Below are 23,455 nucleotides of genomic sequence, written 5' to 3' on the forward strand. Positions count from 1 at the left end.
GTATCCAATGTGGCCAGGGGCCGAATCCTCTGGCCACAGGTGTAACTCGACAACAACCCTGCGTGAGGCTTCACATGTCACAGGCTAAAAAAATTGTTATCGCCGATGCGCCGTTGCGTTGGCAGGATGTGGTCGCAGTTGCCCGGCACGGTGCTGTGCTTGAATTGTCGGCTCAAACCTGGGCACGGATCGACAATGCCCAGGCCATCGTCCAGCACATCGTCGTCAGCGGCGAGCGCGCGTATGGCGTCAATACCGGTTTGGGCGCGCTCTGCAATGTCTCGCTGCAAGGCGAACAACTGAGCCAACTGTCGCGCAATACATTGCTTAGCCACGCGTGTGGCGTCGGTGCACCACTGACCGATGAGCAGACGCGGTCGATCATGTGCGCGGCGATCATAAATTACAGCCACGGCAAATCCGGTCTGCATCGGCAAGTGGTCGAAGCGCTATTGGCCTTGCTCAATCGCGGGATTACCCCACAAGTACCGTCCCAGGGTTCGGTCGGCTACCTGACTCACATGGCGCATATCGGCATCAGTCTGCTGGGGGTCGGCCAGGTCAGTTATCGCGGGCAGATCGTCCCTGCGCAGCAAGCTTTGGCTGAAGAAGGCTTGAAGCCGGTGCAGTTGGGCGCAAAAGACGGGCTGTGCCTGGTCAACGGTACGCCGTGCATGACCGGCCTGAGCTGCCTCGCCCTCGCCGATGCAACCCGCTTGATCCAGTGGGCAGACGTGATCGGTGCCATGAGCTTCGAAGCCCTGCGCGGTCAGATCGACGCATTCGACGCTGAAATCATCGCCCTCAAGCCACATCCGGGCATGCAGCAAGTCGGCATCAACTTGCGCGGCCTGCTCGATGGCAGTGAAGTGATCGCCAGCAGCAAGGGCATTCGTACTCAAGATGCACTGAGCATCCGTTCGATCCCGCAAGTACATGGCGCGGCCCGTGATCAACTTGACCACGCGACCCGACAGATCGAAACCGAACTCAACTCCGCCACCGACAACCCCCTGCTTCTGGGTACACCGGATAACTACCGGGTGATGTCTCAGGCCAACCCGCACGGCCAGTCGGTGGCCTTGGCTGCCGACTTGCTGGCGATCGCCATGGCGGAGATCGGCTCGATCGCCGAGCGTCGCCTGGACCGTTTGATCAACCCGCACGTCAGTGGCTTGCCGGCATTTCTGGTGAGCAACCCTGGGGTTAACTCTGGAATGATGATCGTCCAGTACGTTGCCGCTTCCTTGTGTGCGGAAAATCGTCAGCTGGCGCAACCGGCGGTGCTCGACAATTACGTCACATCGGGTCTGCAGGAAGACCACCTGAGCATGGGCACCAACGCTGCACTGAAGCTGCATCGGGCGCTGGAAAACTGCACGCAGATCCTCGCTATCGAGTATCTGCTGGCGGCCCAGGCCTTCGAATTTCTCAAGGCCGACTTTCTCAAGGGGCCATGCTTCGGTGCAGGCACGGAGGTCGCTTGGCGACTGCTGCGCGAGCGCGTTCCGGCCTACGACCAGGACCGCTGGCTGGCGCCAGATATCGCCAGTGCAGCAAGCGTGTTGAAAGATCCGCAATTGCTGCAAACCGCGTTACCGAGCCTGCACTAAAATCGATTCCCAAGCAGCGTGCCAAGCCGCAGCCATTCATAAGTGGCTGCGGCGGATAATCGCCACCAAAGCACTCACCCAATCGTTCCCCATCGCGCACCAACATCTCTCAATTTGTTACCGAGCGCCCCGGCATAGCGCAATTCCACACTCAAGTAACGACCGTCACACCTTCGCAAAGTCTCTCAAAAAAAATTGCCTCCCGCCAAACCCTTGTCCCAAAGCCATTCCCACCAAACCTGAGCTTTATAGAAAAGCGATCCAATAAGTTGGCCGCTTGATTGCATAGCCTTGTATGTACAAGTAAGTATGTGTGCGTAAGAGTCACGAGAACCTCTTTGCCTCTCCACTATTTCACTTGTAGCGCAATGCCGTGCACAGGCTTGCTCGCCCGCTGCCTGGCTGGTTTTTACTGCTTTGTATGGTATGCACAAAAATAGTTGTGCATACCCGCACAGGAGATTCGGCCTGAGCCGGATCAGATCGCAACACTCCATTGATTAGGCAGGAATTATCAAGATGTCGAAGAAATCAAGCTGGTTGGGTTCTGTAGCGCTCAGTGCAATGGTTCTCGCCTGTGCTCCGGCACTGCAGGCCAAAGAATGGACTTCGGTGAATATTGCAACCGAGGGCGCCTATGAGCCCTGGAACGTGACTCTGCCAGGCGGAAAAATTGGCGGCTTCGAACCGGAGCTGATGGATATCATCTGTCCGCGCATGAAGCTCAAGTGCAACATTGTCGTACAGAACTGGGACGGGATGATCGCCAGCCTCAATGCCGGTAAATTCGACATGCTGATGGACGCCATTGTCATCAACGAAGAGCGCCAAAAGGTAATGGCCTTTTCGATTCCCTACGCCCAGACACCTGCCAGTTTCGTTGCGCTGAAAGCCGATCTGTTGCCGGGCAAAACCGGTGCCGAAGCCGCCATCACTCTGGGTACCGATGCCAAGGAAGTACGCGCCGGCGTTGAAGAGCTGCGCAAGGCACTCAAGGGCAAGACCATTGGTATCGCCTCCGGCACCATTTACACGTCATTCATTGATCAGAACTTCAAGGATGTGGCGACCATTCGTGAATACGGCAGCTCGGCCGAAGCCATTCTCGACCTGCTGGCCGGCCGCATTGACGTCGCATTCGATGACGTGACCTTTTTCAATTCGGTGATGGACAAGCCGGAAAACAAACCGCTGGCCTTTACCGGCCCGGTCATCAAAGGCCCGATCTGGGGTGAAGGGGAAGCTCTAGGCTTCCGCCAGACAGACCCTGAGCTCAAAGCCAAGTTCGACGCAGCTCTCAAGGAAGCCATGGCTGACGGCACGATCAAGACACTTAGCGAGAAGTGGTTCAAAGTAGACCTCACACCTAAGTCTTGACCCCTGAATTGCCCGGCACCGTTAAGGCTGCCGGGCTGCTTAAACCTTCTCAAGAATGGGAGCCTCTATGAACCTCTTGCAGCTACTCAGTTTTGGTGACTCAGGCTGGGGAATGGCGCTGCTCAAGGCAGCGGGCATGACCGTGATATTGACCCTGGCAGCGCTGCTGGTGGGTGCGGTATTTGGCAGCCTGGTCGCGGCTGCCAAGCTATCCCGTCGACGCAGTTTGCGCTGGCTGGGGGATCTGTATTCGATACTGTTCAGGGGGATCCCCGAGTTGCTGGTGATCTACCTGTTCTACTTTGGCGGAGCCAGTGTGGTGACGGCGGTTGGCCACTGGTTCGGGGGTGAAGGCTACATCGACGTGCCACCTTTTCTGGTCGGCGCGTTGGCAGTCGGGCTGATTTCCGGCTCCTATCAGGCTGAAGTCTACCGTGGCGCTTTTCTCGCGGTATCGCGAGGCGAACTGGAAGCCGGCCTGGCCATAGGCATGTCCCGCGCGATGCGTTTCAAACGGATTCTGGTCCCCCAGGTGCTGCGATTTGCGCTGCCCGGCCTGGGAAATGTCTGGCAAATGAGCCTGAAAGACTCGGCGCTGATTTCGGTCATCGGCCTGGTGGAATTGATGCGTGCCAGCCAGGTTGCGGCCGGTTCCACTCGTCAATATTTCACGTTCTACATCATCGGGGGCGCCGTGTACCTCATTCTAACCGGCTTGTCCGGTCGGCTTTTCAATATGGCTGAGGCTCGTGTGCGTCGCACGCGGCAGCGCAGTCCAGTCTAGTTCGAGTCGGGAGCGCTACGTATGATCGATTTTCCGTTCCTCGCTGACACCATGCTCAAGCTTTTGGCAGCGCTGCCCACAACGCTGACGCTGTTTTTCAGCTCATTGGTGATCGGCCTTACCCTGTCTGTCGGCATTGTCAGCCTGCGGGTCAGCCGCTGGTGGTTTTTCAGCTATCCGGCGCGGTTCTACATCATGTTGTTTCGCGGTACGCCGCTGCTGATTCAAATGTTCCTGATTTACTACGGGTTGGGCCAGTTCCCGGCCATTCGCGATAGCTTCGCCTGGGTACTGCTCAAATCACCCTATGGCTGTGCGGTGCTTTCACTGGCCTTGTGTACCGCCGGTTACACCGCCGAAATTATTCGCGGTGGGCTGCTTAGCGTGCCACAGGGACAGATCGAGGCGGGCAAGGCCGTGGGCATGTCGCCTTGGGAACTGCTACTCCGGATCATTGCTCCGGTCACCCTGCGTCAGGCCCTGCCGGCCTACTCCACGGAAGCCATTTTGCTGGTCAAGTCCACGGCTCTGGCTAGCCTGGTGACTGTGTGGGACGTCACTGGCGTCGCGCAACAGATCATCCAGCGTACCTATCGCACGATGGAAGTGTTCATTTGCGCAGCCCTGATCTATCTGGTGCTGAATTTCCTGGTCGTCCGCGCTGTCGCCTGGCTCGAGTATCGCCTCTCGCCGCACTTGCGTGAGCGGCCAGTTGACGCCATCAAAAAAGCCAGCCCCTCGCTGCCTTCCCATTCCTGATTTGATACGGAGCATGCCATGAGCACTCAGCCCGCTTCAGCCTTGTCGGTAACTAATATTCAGAAGTCCTTCGGCAACGCACATGTCCTCAAGGGCATTTCCCTGGAAGCCCACAAGGGCGATGTGATCTCGATCCTCGGTGCAAGTGGATCAGGTAAAAGTACCTTCCTGCGTTGCATCAACCTCCTGGAAACACCCGATCAAGGCATCATCAGCGTCAATGGTGAAGTGATCGAAATGAAGCAGCATGCCGACGGCCGCCAGACACCGAGCAACAGCCGCCAGGTCGAGCGCATGCGCAGCTGCCTGGGTATGGTGTTCCAGAGCTTCAACCTCTGGTCGCACATGACGGTGCTGCAAAACGTCATCGAAGGCCCGATGCGGGTTCTCAAACGTTCCCGTGCCGAATGCGTTGAGGAAGCAGAAGCCCTGCTGCACAAGGTCGGCCTGTACGATCGCCGCGACTATTACCCGGCGCACCTGTCCGGTGGCCAGCAGCAACGCGTAGCGATAGCCCGCGCACTGGCAATGAATCCACAGGTCATGTTGTTCGACGAACCAACCTCGGCACTTGACCCTGAACTGGTTGGAGAGGTGTTGCGCGTAATGCGCTCTCTGGCTGAAGAAGGCCGCACCATGCTGGTGGTCACGCACGAAATGGGCTTTGCCCGACACGTGTCAAATCGGGTGGTGTTCATGCATGGCGGCCTCATCGATGTGCAGGGTACACCGACGGAACTATTCGAAGGCTTGCCCACCGAACGCTTTCGGCAATTCGTCTCCAGCCATCATGAGAGAAGCGCCGAATAAGCACGGCCCGCGGAGCGCGCGCCAAGCCATAAACCCAAAAACGAAAAAGCCCCGTAGTGTGTTCAGCTACGGGGCTTTCATGTATTGCGTACAGCCTGATATGTCATACGCCGGAGCGCTGGAAGTCTTCAGTAGCGCGCCGGCAGCCAGAATCGACGACGCCTGAGCCTGATGCGAGAAGAACCGCCTGCCCGGCCAGCAACTGTCCGAGCTTGCGGCCACTAAAGCGGATCTGCGACAGGCTCAGGGCCGTGAACCCGATCATCACCGCCGCCGGCCGTCGCACCTCCTGACAGAATTCGCTGACTGGTTGCAAGGCCAGTCCGATGGCGCTGGCACGGCGACAGAAGTCGGATTCGTCACTGCCCGCAGGCAATTCCAGGACGAAGTGCAGACCGGCATGTTGCCCGGAAACCGAATAACCTCCCGGCGCCTGTTCCGCCAGACAGGCCAGCAACGCGTCACGGCGTTCCTGATAGGCCTGGCGCGCCGAGCGCAGGTAACGCACGAACGCCCCGCTCCTCATGTATTCCGCCAGCGCAGCCTGCTCGGTGACCCCAACGGAGCGGCCGGTGGTCTGCAGGGTTGCCAGCAGGCGATTGCGCAACGCCCCGGGAACCAGCATGAAACCGACGCGCAGCCCGGCGAACAAGGTCTTGTTGAAGCTGCCGCAGTAGATCACCCGGTCATCGCGGTCCAGGGACTTGAGGGCTGCCAGTGGCGCGCTGTTGTAGTTGAATTCGCTGTCGTAGTCGTCCTCCACCACCCAGGCATCGGTCCGGCTGGCCCAGTCCAGCAGGGCCAGGCGCCGCGACACCGAGAGGGTCACTCCGAGCGGCGACTGGTGCGCGGGCGTGACATAAACCAACCGGGCATCGCCGTGCTCGCGCAGTGTCCCATCGTCGATACCATCTTCGAGGACCGGGATATACACCAGCCGCGCTCCAGCCATGGAAAAGATCCTTTTCGCCGACAGGTAACCCGGATCTTCGACACACACCTTGTCACCCTGCGTCACCACGCTGCGGGCCACCAGGTCCAGGGAGTGGCGAATGCCCGTGGTCACGATCAGGTCATCAGGCTTGCAGCGGATGCCACGGTACTTGGCCAGGTAATCGGCAATCTGTTCGCGCAGGGCCAGCATGCCGCCGGGGTCTGGCGAACAGAGCAACTGCGCCGAGGCCTCGGCCATGGCCTTGGCAACCGCCCGCGACCACACGCGAATGGGGAACAGCGCCGGGTCCGCCAGGCGCGCCACGAAAGGCTGCCCTACCCTGACCGCGATCTCCAGCGCCGGCGGCGGTGCTGCTGGCGTCTGCTGCTCCCGTGCCTGGAGAGCCGCCCGGGCCTGCGGCGCGCGAATAAAGAGATCGGGGACCACCGCACTGACCCGAGTCCCCGAGCCCGACACCCGGGTCACATAACCTTCGCTGCGCAAGCGGTCGAAGACCATTTCCACGGTCCCCCGGGACAGCGACCAGCGCTGCGCCAGGGTTCGCGTAGAAGGCAACTGGCTACCGGCGGGCAGGAGTTTTTCCAGGATCGCGCCGCGCAATGCCTCATAGGCGCTTTCCTGTTTGGTCAACACCCGGCTGCCATCGCTCAGGCTGCCGGGCTGGGGCAGATCCAGGGGAACGGAAACCTTTCCTCGGCTCATAGTGGTCCAGTCGAAATACTAATTAATGGCTCTCGGAATTAAACCACAAAGCACTTAACGTCACGGTCCTGTAACGGATACCCAAGAACGCAATGGCTTCTACACCCTCCCCGAATTCACCCTCGCAACCATTGGCGGCCCGAGCCTGACTTGCCACTGGATGTCATGCTCGCCCCTACGGAATAACCCATGCCTGTAAAATCTAACCTGGCACCCTGGATCTGGTCCGCGCTGTTGCTGGTGGTCGTCTGCCTGCCACGCGTCACCATCGACATCTACCTGCCCTCATTGCCGGCAATGGCCGATGCCCTGCGTGCCAGCGATGCCCAACTGCAACTGACCCTCACCCTGTACATGGTCGGGTACGCCTTTTCGATGCTGATTGGCGGCCCGCTCTGCGATCGTTTTGGCCGGCGGCCAGTGCTGATCGGCGGCACGGCGCTGTACCTGATGGCAACCCTGATGTGCGCGCTCGCCCGCGATGTCGAGGTGCTGATCGTCGCCCGGATGCTCCAGGCCCTCGGTGGCTGCTGCGGCACGGTGATCGGCAGGGTCATGGTCCGCGACCGTTTCGACCGCCATGAACAGACCCGCCTGCTCAGCCGGATCTCCATGGGCATGGCCATTTCGCCGATGGTGGCCCCGATGATCGGCAGCCTTATCGAAACCGCCTTCGGCTGGCGTGGAGTGTTTGCCATCCTGAGCGTGATTGCTGCGCTAACGCTGACCCTGATCAGCCTGCTGCTGCCGGAAACCCGTCCGTCCGCCCAGCCCGATACGCGCCAGCAAGGCACCCTGCGCATTTACGCACGACTGCTGCGCGACCGCTATTTCCTGCGCTACTCCCTGGCCATAGGCTGCGTGTACTGCACTTATTTTCCGTTTATCGCCGAGTCCTCGACCCTGCTGCAACGAACCCTGCGCCTGTCCTCGATGGAATATGCCCAAGTGTTCGCCGTCACCGTGGCCGGTTATGTGCTGGGCTCCAATCTGTTCCGCCGCCTGTCCGTCAGACACGATACCGATACCCTGATCAGCTACGCCATCGCCCTGAATCTGGTGGGCTCGTTGCTACTGATCATGGCCACCCGGCTCTGGCCCGAGGCGCTGCTGTCGATCGTCTGCCCGATGCTGCTGATCATGCTCTCGGTGGGTATCGCCATCCCCGCCTGCCAACTGGCGGTACTGCAACCCTTCTCGGCCATAGCCGGCACCGCTTCAGGGCTGTTTTTCTTTATCCAGATGGCCATGACCGCGGTGTGCGGCTTCGTCACCGGCAAACTTTCGGATGGCAGCGTCTACCCGATGATGATCATGACCTCGATCTTCAGCATCAGCTTCTGCCTGGTCTGGCTGCTGTTCAAAACAGAGACTGCCCCGCAGGAAGAGGCGCTGGGCGAACGCTGAAGCGGCGCTGGACATGTGGCAAACAAAACGCCAGAAACGAAAAAGCCCCCGTAACTTTTCAGCTACGGGGGCTTTTTCTATGTAATGGCGGAGAGATAGGGATTCGAACCCTAGGTACCGGTGAAGGTACAACGGATTTCGAATCCGTCCCATTCGGCCACTCTGGCATCTCTCCAACGGCGCGCATCATAACAGCACATTCAGCGGAAGCGAACCCCCTGAGTGAAATTTTTTCCGTGCTATCAGATGCTTGCGTCGATTACAGCGGTACGCCGAGGCGCTTGGCGACTTCTTCGTAGGCTTCGATGACGTCACCGAGGCCCTGACGGAAGCGGTCCTTGTCCATTTTCTTGCCGGTGGCCTTGTCCCACAGGCGGCAGCCGTCCGGGCTGAACTCGTCGCCGAGGACGATTTCACCGTGGAACACGCCGAATTCAAGCTTGAAGTCGACCAGCAGCAGGCCGGCATCGTCGAACAGTTTGCTCAGGACTTCGTTGACCTTGAGCGACAGTTCTTTCATGCGAACCAGTTGCTCGGCCTTGCCCCAACCGAATGCCACGACGTGGGATTCGTTGATGAACGGGTCGCCCTTGGCGTCGTCCTTCAGGAACAGTTCGAAGGTGTAAGGGTTGAGCTTCATGCCCTCTTCGACACCCAGACGCTTGACCAGGCTGCCGGCGGCGTAGTTACGCACGACGCACTCGACCGGGATCATGTCGAGCTTCTTCACCAGGCACTCGTTGTCGCCCAGCAGTTTGTCGAATTGGGTCGGCACGCCGGCTTCTTCGAGTTTCTGCATGATGAAGGCGTTGAACTTGTTGTTCACCATGCCTTTGCGGTCGAGCTGCTCGATGCGCTTGCCGTCGAACGCCGAGGTGTCGTTGCGAAACAGCAGGATCAAGCGGTCAGCGTCATCGGTCTTGTAAACCGATTTGGCTTTGCCGCGGTAGAGTTCTTCACGTTTTTCCATGATGGGCTCCGCTTGCTAAGTAGATGGGCTAGGCGATATGTCGCCAGTCGAGCCCTGAATCTTGATCGGCCAATTGCAGCCAGTCCGGGTCGCACCCAAGGGTGTCGACAAAACATTGCCGGGCCAGCTGCGGCAGGTTGTTCTTGCTGCTCAGATGGGCCAGTACCAGGTGTTGCAGGTCCTGCCAGCCCAACTCGGCCACCAGGCTTGCGGCCTGATGGTTGTTCAAATGTCCCAGTTCACCGCCTACCCGCTGCTTGAGAAAGTACGGGTAGTGACCGCGGGCCAGCAGGTCGCGGCAGTGATTGGATTCGATCATCAATGCATCGAGATCCCGATAACCATCCAGCACCGTGGCGCAATACGAACCGAGGTCGGTCAGCAGGCCGAAACGCCGCGAACCGTCACTGAAGACGTACTGCGTCGGTTCCTGCGCATCGTGGGCCACGGCAATGACGCCGATACTCAGCCCGCCGATCTGCAACTGCTCACCACCGGCGATAAAGCCTGCCGGTTCAACCGGTTTGCGCATCCCGCGCAGGGTGCCACGACTCAGGTAGACAGGAAGATTGTAGCGCCGAGACAGCAAACCCACGCCATGCACGTGGTCGGCATGTTCGTGGGTCACCAGTATCGCGCTCAACTGCGTCGGGCTTACACCCAGGCGCAGCAGGCGTTTTTCGGTTTCACGCAAGGAGAAACCACAATCGACCAGGACGTACGTGTCATCACTGGCTATCAGCGTGCCATTCCCTTGGCTACCACTGCCGAGAACGGCGAAACGCATCTGATCAGCCCAGGTTGTCCTGAATCACGCCCAACACTTTGCGCGCCACTTCAGCCGGCGCAACGGTGTTGATGTTCTTCTCGACGGTCACTTGTACGTTCTCGCCAACCTTGCTCAGACGAACCTGATAACGCTCGGCGCGGGCTTCAACTTCTTCCTTGCTCGGCGCACTGCCGAACAGGTTGCTGAAGAAACCTGGCTTCTGGTCTTTCTTCTCGGCTTTTTCGGAAAGGTTGATGTAGTACAGGCCCAGGCTGCGGTTGATGTCTTCAACGCGCCATTCACCCTTTTCCAGCGCGCGCCCTACGCTCGACCAGGCACGGTCAAGGTCGGTACCGACGTTGAGCACCGGGTTACCGCTGCCGTCTTCAGTCAGGCTGACACGGTTTGGCGTATCGAAATCACGCGAGGCGAGCATCGAGACCGAACCGCCCTTCTCCGACGTGCGGCTCATGCTGGCGAGCATGTCGTCGATCAGCGCAGCGTCCAGGCCAGTGTTGACCGAACGGTTGGTGAACGCGACATCGGCGGTGCTACCGGCAGGACGCTCGGCACTGACCACATAGACTTCACTGGTGTTGCGCTGCACGCCTGGCTCGATGCGCACCCGCACCCGAGTCTGGCTGTCAGAACCGACGCCAGTGCTGCTCAGGCGCTTGGCCATCGTCGCGGAAAGCTCGTCAGGACGCTGCCAGGCCGTGGTGAACTCGCCGGTTTGCGGACGCTGTTGATCCAGACGGAAGCCGTTGTCCTGGAAGAACTGCACAGCCACTGGCCAGACTTCAGCCGGTGGATGCTGGGCCATGACCCAACGCGTATCGCCGCTTTTTTGCAGGCTGTAATCGCTGGCATCGGCAATCGCCGACAACGGCTGCGGACGAGGAACGACGTATTCGCCCTTGAACGTGTCATCGGAGACGTTGCGCGGAATCGGCAGCAACGGGTCCAGGCGCTTGGAGGTATGGACATCCGGCGGCAGTTGCATCGGTGCAGTCTGTTGCGCTTCCAGGTAATCGCTACCACGGTCACGGAAGTAACCTTCCGGGCCCCAAATCCATCCACAGCCACTGGTGCTGGAGATAATCAAGGCAAGTGCGGAAAGTCCGGCCATTCGCTTCATGCGTTGTACTTCCTCAATTAAACCAATACGCCGGACTGGCGCATGGCCTGTCGCAGCGGTTCGTGACAGGCTTCGCTGAGCCAGGTGAGCGGCAGACGGATACCGTCCGGCATCAAGCCCATTTCATGCAGCGCCCATTTCACGGGGATAGGGTTGGATTCGATAAACAGGGTTTTATTGAGCGGCATCAGCTTTTCGTGGATCGCGCGGGCTTTCACGGCATCACCGTTCAAGGCGGCGATGCACAGATCGCTCATGTCACGCGGCGCAACGTTGGCGGTCACCGAGATATTGCCTTTGCCGCCCAGCAGGATCAGCTCGACTGCGGTGGCGTCGTCACCGGAAATCACCAGGAAGTCCTTGCTGACACCGTCGAGGATGGCCTTGGCGCGCGAAAGATCGCCCGTGGCTTCCTTGATGCCGATGATGTTCTTCACGGTCGACAGGCGGATGACCGTCTCGGCCTGCATGTCGCACGCGGTACGACCCGGCACGTTGTAGAGGATCTGCGGGATGTCGACAGCTTCGGCGATGGTCTTGAAGTGCAGGTACAGGCCTTCTTGCGTCGGCTTGTTGTAGTACGGCGTTACCAGCAGGCACGCATCGGCGCCGGCGGTCTTCGCATTGGTGGTCAGTTCGATCGCTTCGCGCGTCGAATTGGCGCCTGTACCGGCGATTACCGGAATACGACCGTTGACCTGCTTGACCACGCGACGAATCACTTCGATGTGTTCGTTCACGTCAAGGGTCGCAGACTCACCTGTGGTGCCGACCGCCACAATGGCGTGGGTGCCGTTTTGCAGGTGAAAGTCCACCAGTTTGCTCAGGCTGTCCCAGTCAAGACGACCCTGTGCATCCATGGGTGTGACCAGTGCCACCATACTGCCCGCAATCATGCAACCGCTCCTGCCGGAAAAAGAGAACGGTAATGGTACTGGCGCCAAGATGCTTGTACAAGCGAAGTACTGCGCTCGCGCCATTCCCCTAAGCGCCGGTTTTCGCTACCCTTCAGACTTTGATCAGTACCGACAGGCTCGTACGCCGGGTTCCAGCCTCCACTTTCGGCCTCACAAGCCCCGATCCTGCGTTGCCGCCTACCCGATCTCGCCTCACTGGAGCTCGTCGCAACCATCTGGCTCGGGCTTTTTGATTTCGCATCCGGACGCCCACCCCGACGAATCGGCCCTTGATAAGTACCGACCGCTCATCGCTTTAGGAATGCTGCATGTCCACCCCCACAGTTCGCGAACAATTCCTTGTCATCAGTGCCCTTGGCGCCAACCCCATGGAGCTGACTAACGTCCTGTGCCGCGCCAGCCATGAAAACCGCTGTGCCGTGGTCACCTCTCGCCTGACCCGTCATGGCGAGTGCAGTGCGTTGGTCCTCGAGATTTCCGGTAGCTGGGACGCGCTGGCGCGCCTTGAAGGCAGCCTGTCGAGCCTCGCCAAAAAGCACGCCTTCACGGTCAACGTGGTGCGCAGCGCGGCGCTGGAAAACCGTCCACAGGCCCTGCCGTATGTCGCCTATGTCAGTTCGGCTTACCGCTCGGACATCATCAACGAGCTGTGCCAGTTCTTCATGGACCACAACGTCGAGCTGGAAAACCTGACCTGCGACACGTATCAGGCACCGCAAACCGGCGGCACCATGCTCAACGCCACATTTACCGTGACGCTACCGGCGGGCGTGCAGATCAGCTGGCTGCGCGATCAGTTCCTGGATTTTGCCGACGCGCTGAACCTGGACGCGCTGATCGAACCGTGGCGCCCACAGAACCCAATGTAAGGAAGCTCCCATGGCCGTTGCTATCGACCAACCTGTCGCCGATTTCGAAGCGCCTGCCACCAGCGGGCAAACCGTCAGCCTCGCGGCCCTCAAGGGCAAGCAAGTGGTGATCTACTTCTATCCCAAGGACAGCACGCCGGGTTGCACCACCGAAGGTCAGGGCTTTCGCGACCAGTATGCGCAGTTCACCGCGGCCAACACCGAAGTGTTCGGCGTATCGCGTGACAGCCTGAAATCCCACGAGAACTTCAAGTGCAAACAGGAGTTCCCGTTCGAGCTGATCAGCGACAAGGACGAAACCATCTGTCAGCTGTTCGACGTGATCAAGCTGAAAAAGCTCTATGGCAAGGAATACATGGGGGTTGATCGCAGCACTTTCCTGATCGACAAGAATGGCGTGCTGCGTCAGGAATGGCGTGGTGTGAAAGTGCCAGGGCATGTTGATGCGGTATTGGCTGCGGCCCAAGCCTTGAACAAAGCCTGAGTTATTTACGTTCTGCAGGAGCAGAGCTTGCTAGCGATGAACGATAACGCGGTGTGTCAGGTACACCGTCATCGCGGGCAAGCCTTGCTCCTGCAGGTCAGCGGTAATTACAACAACGGCGCGACTATCGGCTCCTTGCGCGGCCAGGCATCCAGCACTGCCTTGAACAGGGTAGCCAGCGGAATCGCGAAAAACACGCCCCAGAACCCCCACAGCCCGCCGAACAGCAGCACTGCGCAAATGATCGCCACCGGGTGCAGATTGACCGCCCCCGAAAACAGCAGCGGCACCAGCACATTGCCGTCCAGCACCTGAATGATCCCGTAGACCGCCATCAAGTAGATGAACTGATCGCTCCAGCCCCACTGGAACAATGCAATCAGCAGCACCGGCACGGTCACCACCACAGCCCCGACATACGGCACCACCACTGAAACACCGACCAACAGCGCCAGCAGCGCGGCGTAGTTGAGCCCCAGGGTAACGAAGCCGATGTAGGTCACCCCGCCGCAAATGACCATTTCCATGACCTTGCCGCGAATGTAATTGGCGATCTGCCGGTTCATTTCTTCGGCAACGCGGGTGATCAGTGCACGCTCACGCGGCAAATACCCGCGGACCCACTGGCCGATCATCACCCGGTCCTTGAGGAAGAAAAACACCAGGATCGGCACCAGCACCAGATAGATCATGATGTTCACCAGCAGTGGCAAGCTGGACAGCGAGAACGTCAACGCCCACTGACCGAACTTGCCAATCTCGCCACGCGCCACCTCGATGGCCTGCAGCACCTGTTGATCGGACACCAGATGCGGATAGCGCTTGGGCAGCAACAGCAGCAACGACTGCCATTTGGCGAGCATGCCCGGCAGTTCGTTGAACAAGGCAATCAGTTGATGCCAAAGCAACGGCAGCACCACGACCAGAAATAGCAGCAACATGCCCATGAACAACGCGAACACCAGCCCCACCGCGGCAGCACCTGGCAAATGCAGGCGTTCAAGGGTGCTGACCAGACCTTGCATCAGATACGCCAGCACCATTCCCGCCAATACTGGCGCGAGCATTCCACCCAGAGTCAGGACCGCGGTGAAGGCTAGAAAGAGCAGTACGGCCAGGACCACGGCCTCCTCATCGGAGAAGTAGCGCTGAATCCAGTCGCGTAACACTTTGAACATCGATATTCCTTAACAACGAACGCCGCAAAATTCAGGCTTTTTTCAGCCAGTAGCGATAAACGCCAGCTTCGTCTTCTTCATGAAGCAGCGTATGACCGGCCAAACGGGCAAAGGTGCGAAAGTCGCGTTGCGAGCCGGCATCGGTAGCGATGACCTTGAGTACCGCGCCGCTGGGCAGGCGATTGAGTTCCAGCTTGGCCTTGAGCAACGGTAATGGACAGTTCAACCCGCTGGCGTCCAGTTCGGCGTCATGCTCTACAGCGTCGGTCATTGCTTCACTCCGGATAGGTGATTGAGTGATCTAGAATATCTGGTCGCAACGCATGTGTCCGGCTACAGTAAGGTCTTTGTCGACTAAGGCTTCATGCATGACTTTTCTGCGCCCCACCCTGCTGACGCTCGCTTGCCTGCTAGCCTCACCGGGCTTTGCCGACGACCTGCCGTCACTTGGCGATGCCAGTTCTGCCATCGTATCGCCACAGCAGGAATACCAGTTGGGCCGCGCATGGCTGGCGATGCTGCGCAGCCAGGTGTCACAACTCAACGACCCACTGCTCAAGGATTACGTCGAAACCAGTGTCTATAAACTGGTGGAAACCAGCCAGGTGAATGACCGGCGCCTGGAGTTCATTCTGATCAACAGCCCGCAACTCAACGCCTTCGCCGCACCCGGCGGGATTGTCGGAGTCAACGGCGGCCTGTTTCTGAATGCCCAGACCGAAAGCGAATACGCTTCGGTACTCGCCCATGAATTGGCACACGTGTCGCAACGCCACTTTGCGCGCGGCGTCGAAGCTTCGCAACGTATGCAAATCCCGATGATGGCGGCCCTACTCGGCGGGATCATCGTGGCCGCGGCTGGCGCCGGAGACGCTGGTATCGCCGCCATCGCCAGCACCCAGGCAGCGGCCATTCAGGAGCAACTACGCTTCTCCCGGGAGAAGGAGCAGGAAGCCGACCGTATCGGCATGCTCAACCTCGAGAAAGCCGGTTACGACCCGCGCTCGATGCCGACCATGTTCGAACGTCTGATGCGCCAGTACCGTTTCAATGCCAAACCGCCCGAATTCCTGCTGACTCACCCGGTCACCGAATCGCGGATCGCCGACACCCGCAACCGCGCCGAGCAGTTCAAACCGGGCGGCAAGGAAGACAGCCTGACGTATCAACTGATTCGCGCGCGCGTCCAGTTATTCTACGAAGACAGTCCGGGTCTTGCCGCTAAACGCTTTCGCGCCCAACTCGATGAAAACCCGAAAAGCGACGTAGCACGCTACGGCCTGGCCATCGCCCAGATCAAGGGCAGCCTGTTCAACGACGCCCGTGAGAACCTCAAGCAGTTGCTGGCCAAGTCGCCTGACGAAATCATCTACAACCTGGCGCAAGTCGATCTGGACATCGCCAACAGTCGCCTGCCGGATGCACAGACGCGGGTCGACCGGATGCTCGTGCAGTACCCGCGCAACTATCCGCTGAATCAGGTGCGGGTCGACTTGCTGCTCAAGCAGAACCGCCCGGCTGACGCCGAGAAAGCCCTTGAAGCCTTGCTCAAGAACCGCCCGAACGATCCGGACGTCTGGTACATGGTGGCCGAGACTCGTGGCCAGTCCGGCAACATCATTGGCCTGCATCAAGCCCGCGCCGAGTACTTCGCACTGATCGGCGACTACCGCCAGGCGATCCAGCAACTGGACTTCGCCAAACGTCGCGCGGGCACCAACTTCCCACTGTCGTCACGCATCGATGCGCGTCAACGGGAGCTGATGGAGCAAGAGCGCCTGGTCAAGGACATGATGGGCTGAGGTTTCTTTGCCCCATAAAAAAACGCCTCTTTCGAGGCGTTTTTTTATTCAGTGACTAACCGGCTTACTCGACCAGTTTGAAGGTAATGAAGCTGGCACGCCCCTGACGCAAGACCCGCATCGATACAGAGCGGTTCTTTGGCAGCGCTTGGGCGATTTCCGTGAACTCCTTGGCAGAACCAATCGCCTGATTGTTCAAATGAGTAATCACGTCGCCCGGCTGCAGGCCGATCAGGGCGGCAGGACCTTCCTGAACATCCTTGATCACCACGCCGCCTTTGAGATCGAAGGCTTTCTTCTGCTCATCGCTCAAATCGGCCACAGATACACCCAGTCGATTGCTGCTGCGCTCGACACCAGGCTTGGCAAGGGCATCGAGCTCTTTGCCTTCCTCTGGAATCGCACCAACCGTCAGATCGACATTTTTACGCTTGCCGTCACGAATCACTTCAAGCTTGGCTTTCTCGCCCGCCTTGAGCGCACCTACCAGATGCGGCAGATCCGCTGACATGATGATCGGCTGACCGTTCATGCTCAGGATCACGTCACCGACCTGCAAACCACCCTTGGCAGCCGGACCACCCTCCTGGATCTGCGCCACCAGCGCACCGGCCGGTTTCTCCAGACCAAAGGACTCGGCGAGATCCTTGCTCACTTCCTGAATGACCACACCCAACCAGCCTCGGCTGACTTTGCCACCGCTTTTCAGCTGATTGGAAACATCCATGGCGACATCGATCGGGATCGCAAACGACACCCCCATGAAACCACCGGAACGGGTGTAGATTTGCGAGTTGATCCCTACCACTTCGCCCGCGAGGTTGAACAACGGACCACCCGAGTTACCCGGATTGATCGGGACATCCGTCTGGATGAACGGCACATAGTTTTCGTTCGGCAGGCTGCGGCCAATGGCACTGACGATGCCTTGGGTCACCGTGTGGTCAAAGCCAAACGGCGAACCGATGGCAACAACCCACTGCCCGGCTTTCAGATCCTGGGATTTACCCAATTTGAGCACCGGCAGACCTTTGCCCTCGACCTTCAGCAACGCCACATCGGAACGTGGGTCAGTGCCGATCAACTTGGCTTTCAGCTCACTGCGATCGGCAAGACGCACGATGATTTCATCTGCATCGGCGATCACATGGTTGTTGGTCAGAATGTAGCCATCAGGCGAGATGATGAACCCCGAACCCAGGGATTGCGCTTCACGCTGGCGACCACGAGGCGCACGCTGCTGTGGCGGCATGCCACGCTCAAGAAACTCGCGCAGCGCCGGCGGCAGGCCTTCCAGATCCGGAAGATCCTGATTGGAGACCTTACGGTCCGGCAATTTCTGCGTGGTACTGATGTTCACCACCGCAGGCGAGGCTTGCTCGACCAGCTGCGTGAAGTCAGGCAGCTCGGCCGCCTGGGCACTGACGGCCTGACCGAGTACCAATACAGCGGCAAAAATGGAGAGGTAGGATTTCAAACGTGGTATCGACATACGGCTCCCGTTACGACGAGCATGGTTAAGCGATATGGAGCAAGGAATACCGGGAAACATACACCGGTACTTTTGTTCCGGGAACAACAAACAAGGCCAGAGCCGTGGGGCTCTGACCTATAGAAAATTTTTGGGGATTTTGCAAATGGAAATGCTCACCAAACATTTCAACATCTCAATTGTGCAGTGGACAATTGCTGACCTCTTTCACAACCAACCGACTGTCCGATGAGCATCACCGGATCAGCTCACTGCTTGGCCGCAGTGGTATTGGCACGCATGGAGAGTGCAATGCGCTCAGCGGTGCCGATCGGAATTTCGCCGACTACGGTGACCATCATCTCGCCTTCAGGCGTGGTCAGACGTCGCGAAACCGCAACGGTCGGGCCTAACTGAGTACGTGTATCGGTAACCACCGCGCCATTCAGTGGCTCGAGGAACACCGAAAAACGCGCCAGGCCATCGTCATACATCAAGCTGCTGATCTGGACCTTGGTCTGCGGATCCTGGCGTGCACTACTGCTGCTGAGCTCGAAGCCAGGTGGCAACCAGTCGGAATGCCATACCTGAGCGGTTTTCACCGCTAATGCCTTGTCGCTGTCGAGCGTCACAGCCTTGCACTCGGAAGTGGCTTGCAGATCACGCTCAGTCGGCATGTCAGCCGTATCCAGTCGAGTAAACTGGAAACGCTCCAGCAACTGCCCCTTGTCATTCAACAGCAATGACTTCAACGGCAAGCCGGTTTCGCGGTCCAGGTGCAATTCAAAGCCATAACGATGCTGATCACGCGGCGTCAATGAAACGATGACCGCCGGGCGCCCAGCCACGCGCGACTTGCCGATGACGGCAAGATCGTACCAATTCTTGAGCTTTTGAGGATCGAGCGCACGAGCAGAAGAGTCGGGAGTATCCCCCAGCCCCGCCACCAGGCTGCCGCTGACGCATTGAGTATGCCCATCAATGCGTACGACTTCCTGAGCAGAACCGTCAAGCTGAAGTAAACGCTCGCGGACTTTGCCATCCTGGACACGATGCCAGATGTTGTGGGTAGAAAAACTACCGTTACGCTCGTAGACGAAAGTGCCTTGGAAACTTTGCTGTTGTTCGGCTTGGCTCAGGCGGGTCAACCAGTCCTGAGCCTCATCGGCATAGGCTGGAACAACAAACCAGCCAGTCACCAGCAGCGTAAGTAGAGGGATGGCGCGCATGATCCTCCTTAACGGTTTTCCAGGCTTGCCGCACGAGCGTAAGGCAAAGCACTTTCAGTGCCTTTCAGTGCAGCTTGTTGAGCATGTTGGCGCAAGTAGCCTGGCAGACGCTGATCATGCCAGCCCGGCTGACCTTGCAATACGCCGTTGGCCATAGGACCAGTGGCTTCCGAACTCTCATTGTAGCCTGCCAAAACGGCTGGGCCTTTTACTTGAGGAACGGCCAGACCCGGTTGAGTGGAGTGCTGGGCCAATTCGACACCGGCGATCTCATCCTGGTTGTACAGACGCACGCCAGCCAGAACAGCAAGGGTCACCGATGCGGCCACTGCCAGACGGCCCACGGTACGCCATGGACCACGAGTGGTCTTGACCGGTACGGCTTCGTCAGCCAGGGCAGCAGAAACGGCCGAAGCAAGATCCAGACGAGGGATCAGCAGGTCCTTGTGCATGACTGCCCGAGCGACTTGGTAACGGGCCCAGGTCTCGCGGGTTTCAACATCGTCAAAGGCATTTAGTACCCGACGCAATTCCAGTTCGTCCGCTTCGTTATCCATCACTGCGGACAGCGATTCCTGCAGGGCTTCACGACTCATGGCGGTTCCTCTCTTGGCTGTCGCCGCTGTCTCAGCTTTCCTGCAACAACGGCTGCAGGGCTTTATCGATGGCTTCCCGAGCGCGGAAAATCCGGGAGCGCACGGTACCCACCGGACACTGCATGACGCTCGCAATGTCCTCGTAACTCAGACCATCGAATTCACGTAAAGTTAACGCCGTACGTAAATCTTCTGGCAGTTGCTGGATGGTTCGATGGACGGTGCCTTCGATCTCATCACGCAGCAATGCACGTTCCGGCGACTCGAGATCCTTGAGGCCATGATCGCCATCGTAGAACTCTGCATCCTCTGAACTGACATCGCTATCCGGCGGCCGACGGCCGCGTGAAACCAGATAGTTTTTCGCCGTGTTGATGGCGATGCGGTAAAGCCACGTATAAAACGCGCTGTCGCCGCGAAAATTTCCAAGTGCACGGTAGGCCTTGATAAAGGCTTCTTGTGCGACATCCTGGGCTTCATGGGTGTCGTGCACGAAACGCACGATCAACCCGAGAATTTTGTGCTGGTATTTCAGCACTAGCAGATCGAAAGCGCGCTTATCGCCGCGTTGTACGCGCTCGACCAGCTGCTGATCCTCTTCCTGGGTTAGCATGAACACTCCTCGATAAGCTCGGAGGAGGCTTGCATAACTAATCGATCAGGCTTGCAAACATAGACTCGGGCTTTTCGCAAAAGTTCTCCCCCTCCAAGCAAGTTTCCTGCGCGCTCTGATTTGGCACACACGAAAGACGCAGCACGGGCTGGGCCGGCTGCGCGAATAATCTTTTCGTCGAATCCACCCGCAATGACCAAAACACAAATCCTGCGTGAAGCCGACGCTGTTCCTTGTTTCAGGCAACCTTCTATTGAGCTTGGACGCCTTGCAAAGTTCCCAAGCTTTATAGTCGCGCGAGACGAATAATGTATGACCACGCGGCGAAAAACAGCGCTTCATCGGCGATCAGGCTGTCTTATCGTCGATCCCGCGTGTAAATTGCCCTACACGGCCCTCTACCTTTTCCGTCACAGTAGTTTCACATTGCCACGTAGGCCCGACTATTGTGCCGATCCACCCCTCTATATACTAGTGCGCTGTGTGGCTGTCTCGACTCGCCGATTCAGGTGTCTTGCGCCAACCCCGACCCGGGTCGCTTTGAGCGGAATCCTGAAATGAGCCAACAGTTTCAACACGATGTTCTGGTGATTGGCAGCGGCGCTGCCGGTTTGAGTCTGGCATTGACCTTGCCCGATCATTTGCGCATTGCCGTACTGAGCAAAGGCAACCTCGCCAACGGTTCGACGTACTGGGCCCAGGGTGGTGTCGCTGCCGTGCTGGATGACACCGATACCGTTGAATCCCACGTCGATGACACGCTCAACGCTGGCGGAGGCCTGTGCCACGAAGACGCCGTGCGTTTTACCGTCGAGCATAGCCGCGAAGCCATTCAATGGTTGATCGATCAGGGCGTGCCGTTCACCCGCGATGAACAGTCCGGCACTGAAGACGGCGGTTTCGAGTTTCACCTGACCCGCGAAGGCGGTCACAGCCATCGGCGCATTATTCATGCCGCCGACGCCACAGGCGCTGCGATTTTCAATACGTTGCTTGATCAAGCACGACAACGGCCGAACATCGAGTTGCTGGAGCAACGGGTCGCCGTTGATCTGATCACCGAAAAACGCCTGGGCCTGGAAGGTGATCGCTGCCTTGGCGCCTATGTGCTCAATCGCGGCACTGGCGAAGTCGATACCTATGGTGCGCGGTTCGTGATCCTCGCCTCCGGCGGTGCCGCGAAAGTCTATCTCTACACCAGCAACCCTGACGGCGCTTGCGGCGACGGCATTGCCATGGCCTGGCGTTCGGGCTGCCGGGTGGCGAATCTGGAGTTCAACCAGTTCCACCCCACCTGCCTCTACCACCCACAAGCCAAAAGCTTCCTGATTACCGAAGCCCTGCGCGGTGAAGGCGCACATTTGAAACTGCCGAACGGCGAACGCTTCATGCCGCGTTTTGACCCGCGTGCCGAGCTGGCGCCACGGGACATCGTTGCCCGGGCAATCGACCATGAAATGAAGCGCCTGGGTATCGACTGCGTGTACCTGGATATCAGCCACAAGCCTGCATCGTTCATCAAGTCGCACTTCCCGACGGTGTACGAACGCTGCCTGGAATTCTCCATCGACATCACCAAGCAGCCGATCCCGGTGGTTCCGGCTGCGCACTATACCTGCGGCGGTGTCATGGTCGACCAACACGGTCGTACCGACGTGCCAGGCCTGTATGCGATTGGCGAAACCAGCTTCACCGGCCTGCACGGCGCCAACCGCATGGCCAGCAACTCGCTGCTGGAGTGTTTCGTCTATGCCCGTTCGGCGGCAGCAGACATTCTTGAACAACTGCCTCAAGTCGAGATTCCGAGCACCCTGCCCGCCTGGGACGCCAGCCAGGTCACCGACTCCGACGAAGACGTGATCATTGCGCACAACTGGGATGAGCTTCGGCGGTTCATGTGGGACTACGTGGGCATCGTGCGTACCAATAAGCGCCTGCAACGCGCCCAGCATCGCGTGCGCCTGCTGCTGGACGAGATCGACGAGTTCTATAGCAACTACAAGGTCAGCCGGGATTTGATCGAACTGCGTAATCTGGCCCAGGTGGCAGAACTGATGATTCGCTCAGCCATGGAGCGCAAGGAAAGTCGCGGCCTGCATTACACCCTCGATTACCCGAACATGCTGCCAGAAGCGCTGGACACTATTCTGGTGCCGCCCACCTACGCCGACTGAACTTGAGCCGGACCCGCAGGCGTCGGTGAACATCCGCCGCCTGCGCATCACGCGGCACACAGATCGCCCGGACCCGCCGCTCGCCGCGCAGACGAAAACGCAACACGACGACCAACGGTAGCGCCAGGCTGTCTGGACGCAATTGCACAGCTTGCCAACCCGACGCCTGATTCCACAATTGCCAACCATCGGCGTCCCGGCGCAAGCCGCGAAATGCCTGCGGGTGCGTCAGCAGAATCTGTCGCGGCAACACCCAAAAACCGTGAACCGCGCACAGCGCAATGCCGAGCAAACTGGCCCATAGCGGCATAGAGAGCAGCAACAGCGAACCCAGCGCGAACAGCTGGGCGAGAAGATAAGCCGCCAGCAATTGCCGCGAGGCATGCCAGCGGCACTCAAACTGGGTGTCCTTTCTCACAGTTACGTTTCTCTTTTGGCGAGTGGCTGTTGTTGCCAGGCAAGGCGCCGCGACGAGTCATAGCCCGCTATGGCGAGGAGCGGCAACGCGGCATGGCGACAACAGACGCCGTCAAAAAGAAACAGTAACTGTGAGACAGGACACTCTCACTTGGGTTGGACACGGTCCAGAATCATGCGAACCATGCGCTGCAGCTCAGGGTCTTCCGACTCGGCGCGTTCCATGAACCAGCCGAACATGTCCTGATCTTCGCATTCGAGCAGTTTGCGGTAGCACTCGCGATCGACATCGTTGAGGTGCGGATAAACCTCTTTGACAAACGGCACGAGCAACACGTCAAGCTCGAGCATGCCGCGGCGGCTGTGCCAGTAGAGGCGATTCAGTTCAACATCTTCGACCATGGAGCGCTCCTCAAATAGA

The 23,455-nt window shown here is 58.8% G+C and carries 23 protein-coding genes and 1 tRNA gene; 10 read left to right on the top strand and 14 right to left on the bottom strand.

Annotated elements, in window-relative coordinates; all coding sequences use genetic code 11:
- Positions 1-74 precede the first annotated feature (74 nt).
- From hutH to AC1RJ3_RS03795, 5 genes are all read left to right on the top strand, one after another.
- A complete protein-coding gene (hutH, locus tag AC1RJ3_RS03775; protein WP_103316192.1) occupies positions 75-1,613 on the top strand; it encodes a histidine ammonia-lyase in 1,539 nt (512 codons plus the stop codon).
- A 612-nt stretch (positions 1,614-2,225) separates the two neighbouring features.
- Complete coding sequence (locus AC1RJ3_RS03780) at positions 2,226-2,990, top strand: transporter substrate-binding domain-containing protein (RefSeq protein WP_102667258.1); 765 nt, start codon at positions 2,226-2,228, stop codon at positions 2,988-2,990.
- A 67-nt stretch (positions 2,991-3,057) separates the two neighbouring features.
- A complete protein-coding gene (locus AC1RJ3_RS03785; RefSeq protein ID WP_054596120.1) occupies positions 3,058-3,774 on the top strand; it encodes an ABC transporter permease in 717 nt (238 codons plus the stop codon).
- Positions 3,775-3,795: 21 nt separating this feature from the next.
- Positions 3,796-4,533 (top strand): ABC transporter permease, encoded by a 738-nt coding sequence (locus tag AC1RJ3_RS03790; protein ID WP_054596119.1) that lies wholly within the window; start codon positions 3,796-3,798, stop codon positions 4,531-4,533.
- Positions 4,534-4,551: 18 nt separating this feature from the next.
- Positions 4,552-5,343, top strand: coding sequence for an ABC transporter ATP-binding protein (locus tag AC1RJ3_RS03795; RefSeq protein WP_103316191.1), 792 nt, complete (start codon positions 4,552-4,554; stop codon positions 5,341-5,343).
- Between the two features lie 103 nt (positions 5,344-5,446).
- Here AC1RJ3_RS03795 and pdxR read toward each other — a convergent pair whose 3' ends face one another.
- Positions 5,447-7,000 carry a MocR-like pyridoxine biosynthesis transcription factor PdxR gene (gene pdxR, locus AC1RJ3_RS03800; RefSeq protein ID WP_493077528.1) on the bottom strand — a complete coding sequence of 518 codons (1,554 nt, stop codon included), beginning with the start codon at positions 6,998-7,000 and terminating at the stop codon, positions 5,447-5,449.
- A gap of 189 nt (positions 7,001-7,189) precedes the next feature.
- On the opposite strand from pdxR, the gene AC1RJ3_RS03805 reads away from it, so the two are divergent.
- The gene (locus AC1RJ3_RS03805; protein ID WP_493077530.1) at positions 7,190-8,407 is read left to right on the top strand and encodes a multidrug effflux MFS transporter; all 1,218 of its coding nucleotides are present in this window, start codon (positions 7,190-7,192) and stop codon (positions 8,405-8,407) included.
- Positions 8,408-8,492: 85 nt separating this feature from the next.
- Here the strand turns inward: AC1RJ3_RS03805 and AC1RJ3_RS03810 are convergent.
- From AC1RJ3_RS03810 to dapA, 5 genes are all read right to left on the bottom strand, one after another.
- A tRNA-Ser gene (locus AC1RJ3_RS03810) sits at positions 8,493-8,582 on the bottom strand.
- Positions 8,583-8,666: 84 nt separating this feature from the next.
- Entirely contained in the window at positions 8,667-9,377 is a 711-nt protein-coding gene (purC, locus tag AC1RJ3_RS03815) for a phosphoribosylaminoimidazolesuccinocarboxamide synthase (RefSeq protein WP_019692525.1), read from the bottom strand.
- Positions 9,378-9,405: 28 nt separating this feature from the next.
- Entirely contained in the window at positions 9,406-10,164 is a 759-nt protein-coding gene (locus tag AC1RJ3_RS03820) for an MBL fold metallo-hydrolase (protein ID WP_054596116.1), read from the bottom strand.
- Positions 10,165-10,168: 4 nt separating this feature from the next.
- Complete coding sequence (gene bamC, locus AC1RJ3_RS03825) at positions 10,169-11,284, bottom strand: NlpB/DapX family lipoprotein (RefSeq protein ID WP_493077533.1); 1,116 nt, start codon at positions 11,282-11,284, stop codon at positions 10,169-10,171.
- A gap of 17 nt (positions 11,285-11,301) precedes the next feature.
- Entirely contained in the window at positions 11,302-12,180 is an 879-nt protein-coding gene (gene dapA, locus AC1RJ3_RS03830; protein WP_054596114.1) for a 4-hydroxy-tetrahydrodipicolinate synthase, read from the bottom strand.
- Between the two features lie 329 nt (positions 12,181-12,509).
- Here dapA and AC1RJ3_RS03835 point away from each other — a divergent pair, with 329 nt between their 5' ends.
- Entirely contained in the window at positions 12,510-13,070 is a 561-nt protein-coding gene (locus AC1RJ3_RS03835) for a glycine cleavage system transcriptional repressor (RefSeq protein ID WP_019692529.1), read from the top strand.
- Between the two features lie 10 nt (positions 13,071-13,080).
- Positions 13,081-13,554, top strand: coding sequence for a peroxiredoxin (locus AC1RJ3_RS03840; RefSeq protein WP_054596113.1), 474 nt, complete (start codon positions 13,081-13,083; stop codon positions 13,552-13,554).
- 107 nt (positions 13,555-13,661) lie between these two features.
- Here AC1RJ3_RS03840 and AC1RJ3_RS03845 read toward each other — a convergent pair whose 3' ends face one another.
- Together AC1RJ3_RS03845 and AC1RJ3_RS03850 are read right to left on the bottom strand one after the other, a co-directional pair.
- A complete protein-coding gene (locus AC1RJ3_RS03845; protein ID WP_347929226.1) occupies positions 13,662-14,732 on the bottom strand; it encodes an AI-2E family transporter in 1,071 nt (356 codons plus the stop codon).
- A 31-nt stretch (positions 14,733-14,763) separates the two neighbouring features.
- Positions 14,764-15,003 carry a sulfurtransferase TusA family protein gene (locus AC1RJ3_RS03850; protein ID WP_054596111.1) on the bottom strand — a complete coding sequence of 80 codons (240 nt, stop codon included), beginning with the start codon at positions 15,001-15,003 and terminating at the stop codon, positions 14,764-14,766.
- Between the two features lie 97 nt (positions 15,004-15,100).
- On the opposite strand from AC1RJ3_RS03850, the gene AC1RJ3_RS03855 reads away from it, so the two are divergent.
- Entirely contained in the window at positions 15,101-16,534 is a 1,434-nt protein-coding gene (locus AC1RJ3_RS03855) for a M48 family metalloprotease (RefSeq protein WP_103319989.1), read from the top strand.
- 64 nt (positions 16,535-16,598) lie between these two features.
- On the opposite strand, the gene AC1RJ3_RS03860 is transcribed toward AC1RJ3_RS03855, so the two are convergent.
- The 4 genes from AC1RJ3_RS03860 to rpoE form a co-directional block, all read right to left on the bottom strand.
- A complete protein-coding gene (locus AC1RJ3_RS03860; protein ID WP_054596109.1) occupies positions 16,599-18,026 on the bottom strand; it encodes a DegQ family serine endoprotease in 1,428 nt (475 codons plus the stop codon).
- A 248-nt stretch (positions 18,027-18,274) separates the two neighbouring features.
- The gene (locus AC1RJ3_RS03865; protein WP_054596108.1) at positions 18,275-19,234 is read right to left on the bottom strand and encodes a MucB/RseB C-terminal domain-containing protein; all 960 of its coding nucleotides are present in this window, start codon (positions 19,232-19,234) and stop codon (positions 18,275-18,277) included.
- Positions 19,235-19,242: 8 nt separating this feature from the next.
- Positions 19,243-19,830, bottom strand: a complete 588-nt coding sequence (locus AC1RJ3_RS03870) for a sigma-E factor negative regulatory protein (protein WP_054596107.1) — start codon at positions 19,828-19,830, stop codon at positions 19,243-19,245.
- A gap of 31 nt (positions 19,831-19,861) precedes the next feature.
- Positions 19,862-20,443, bottom strand: coding sequence for an RNA polymerase sigma factor RpoE/AlgU (gene rpoE / locus AC1RJ3_RS03875; RefSeq protein ID WP_019692537.1), 582 nt, complete (start codon positions 20,441-20,443; stop codon positions 19,862-19,864).
- Between the two features lie 557 nt (positions 20,444-21,000).
- Here rpoE and nadB point away from each other — a divergent pair.
- Complete coding sequence (gene nadB / locus AC1RJ3_RS03880) at positions 21,001-22,617, top strand: L-aspartate oxidase (protein ID WP_054596106.1); 1,617 nt, start codon at positions 21,001-21,003, stop codon at positions 22,615-22,617.
- On the opposite strand, the gene AC1RJ3_RS03885 is transcribed toward nadB, so the two are convergent.
- Together AC1RJ3_RS03885 and AC1RJ3_RS03890 are read right to left on the bottom strand one after the other, a co-directional pair.
- The gene (locus AC1RJ3_RS03885) at positions 22,586-23,035 is read right to left on the bottom strand and encodes a protein YgfX (RefSeq protein ID WP_103319993.1); all 450 of its coding nucleotides are present in this window, start codon (positions 23,033-23,035) and stop codon (positions 22,586-22,588) included. The two genes, nadB and AC1RJ3_RS03885, sit on opposite strands and share 32 nt — an antisense overlap.
- A 146-nt stretch (positions 23,036-23,181) precedes the next feature.
- Positions 23,182-23,436: an FAD assembly factor SdhE gene (locus AC1RJ3_RS03890; protein WP_019692540.1), complete on the bottom strand. Its 255-nt coding sequence runs from the start codon at positions 23,434-23,436 to the stop codon at positions 23,182-23,184.
- Positions 23,437-23,455: the final 19 nt, after the last annotated feature.

The sequence above is a fragment of the Pseudomonas sp. GW822-FHT04C11 genome (assembly GCF_058800905.1).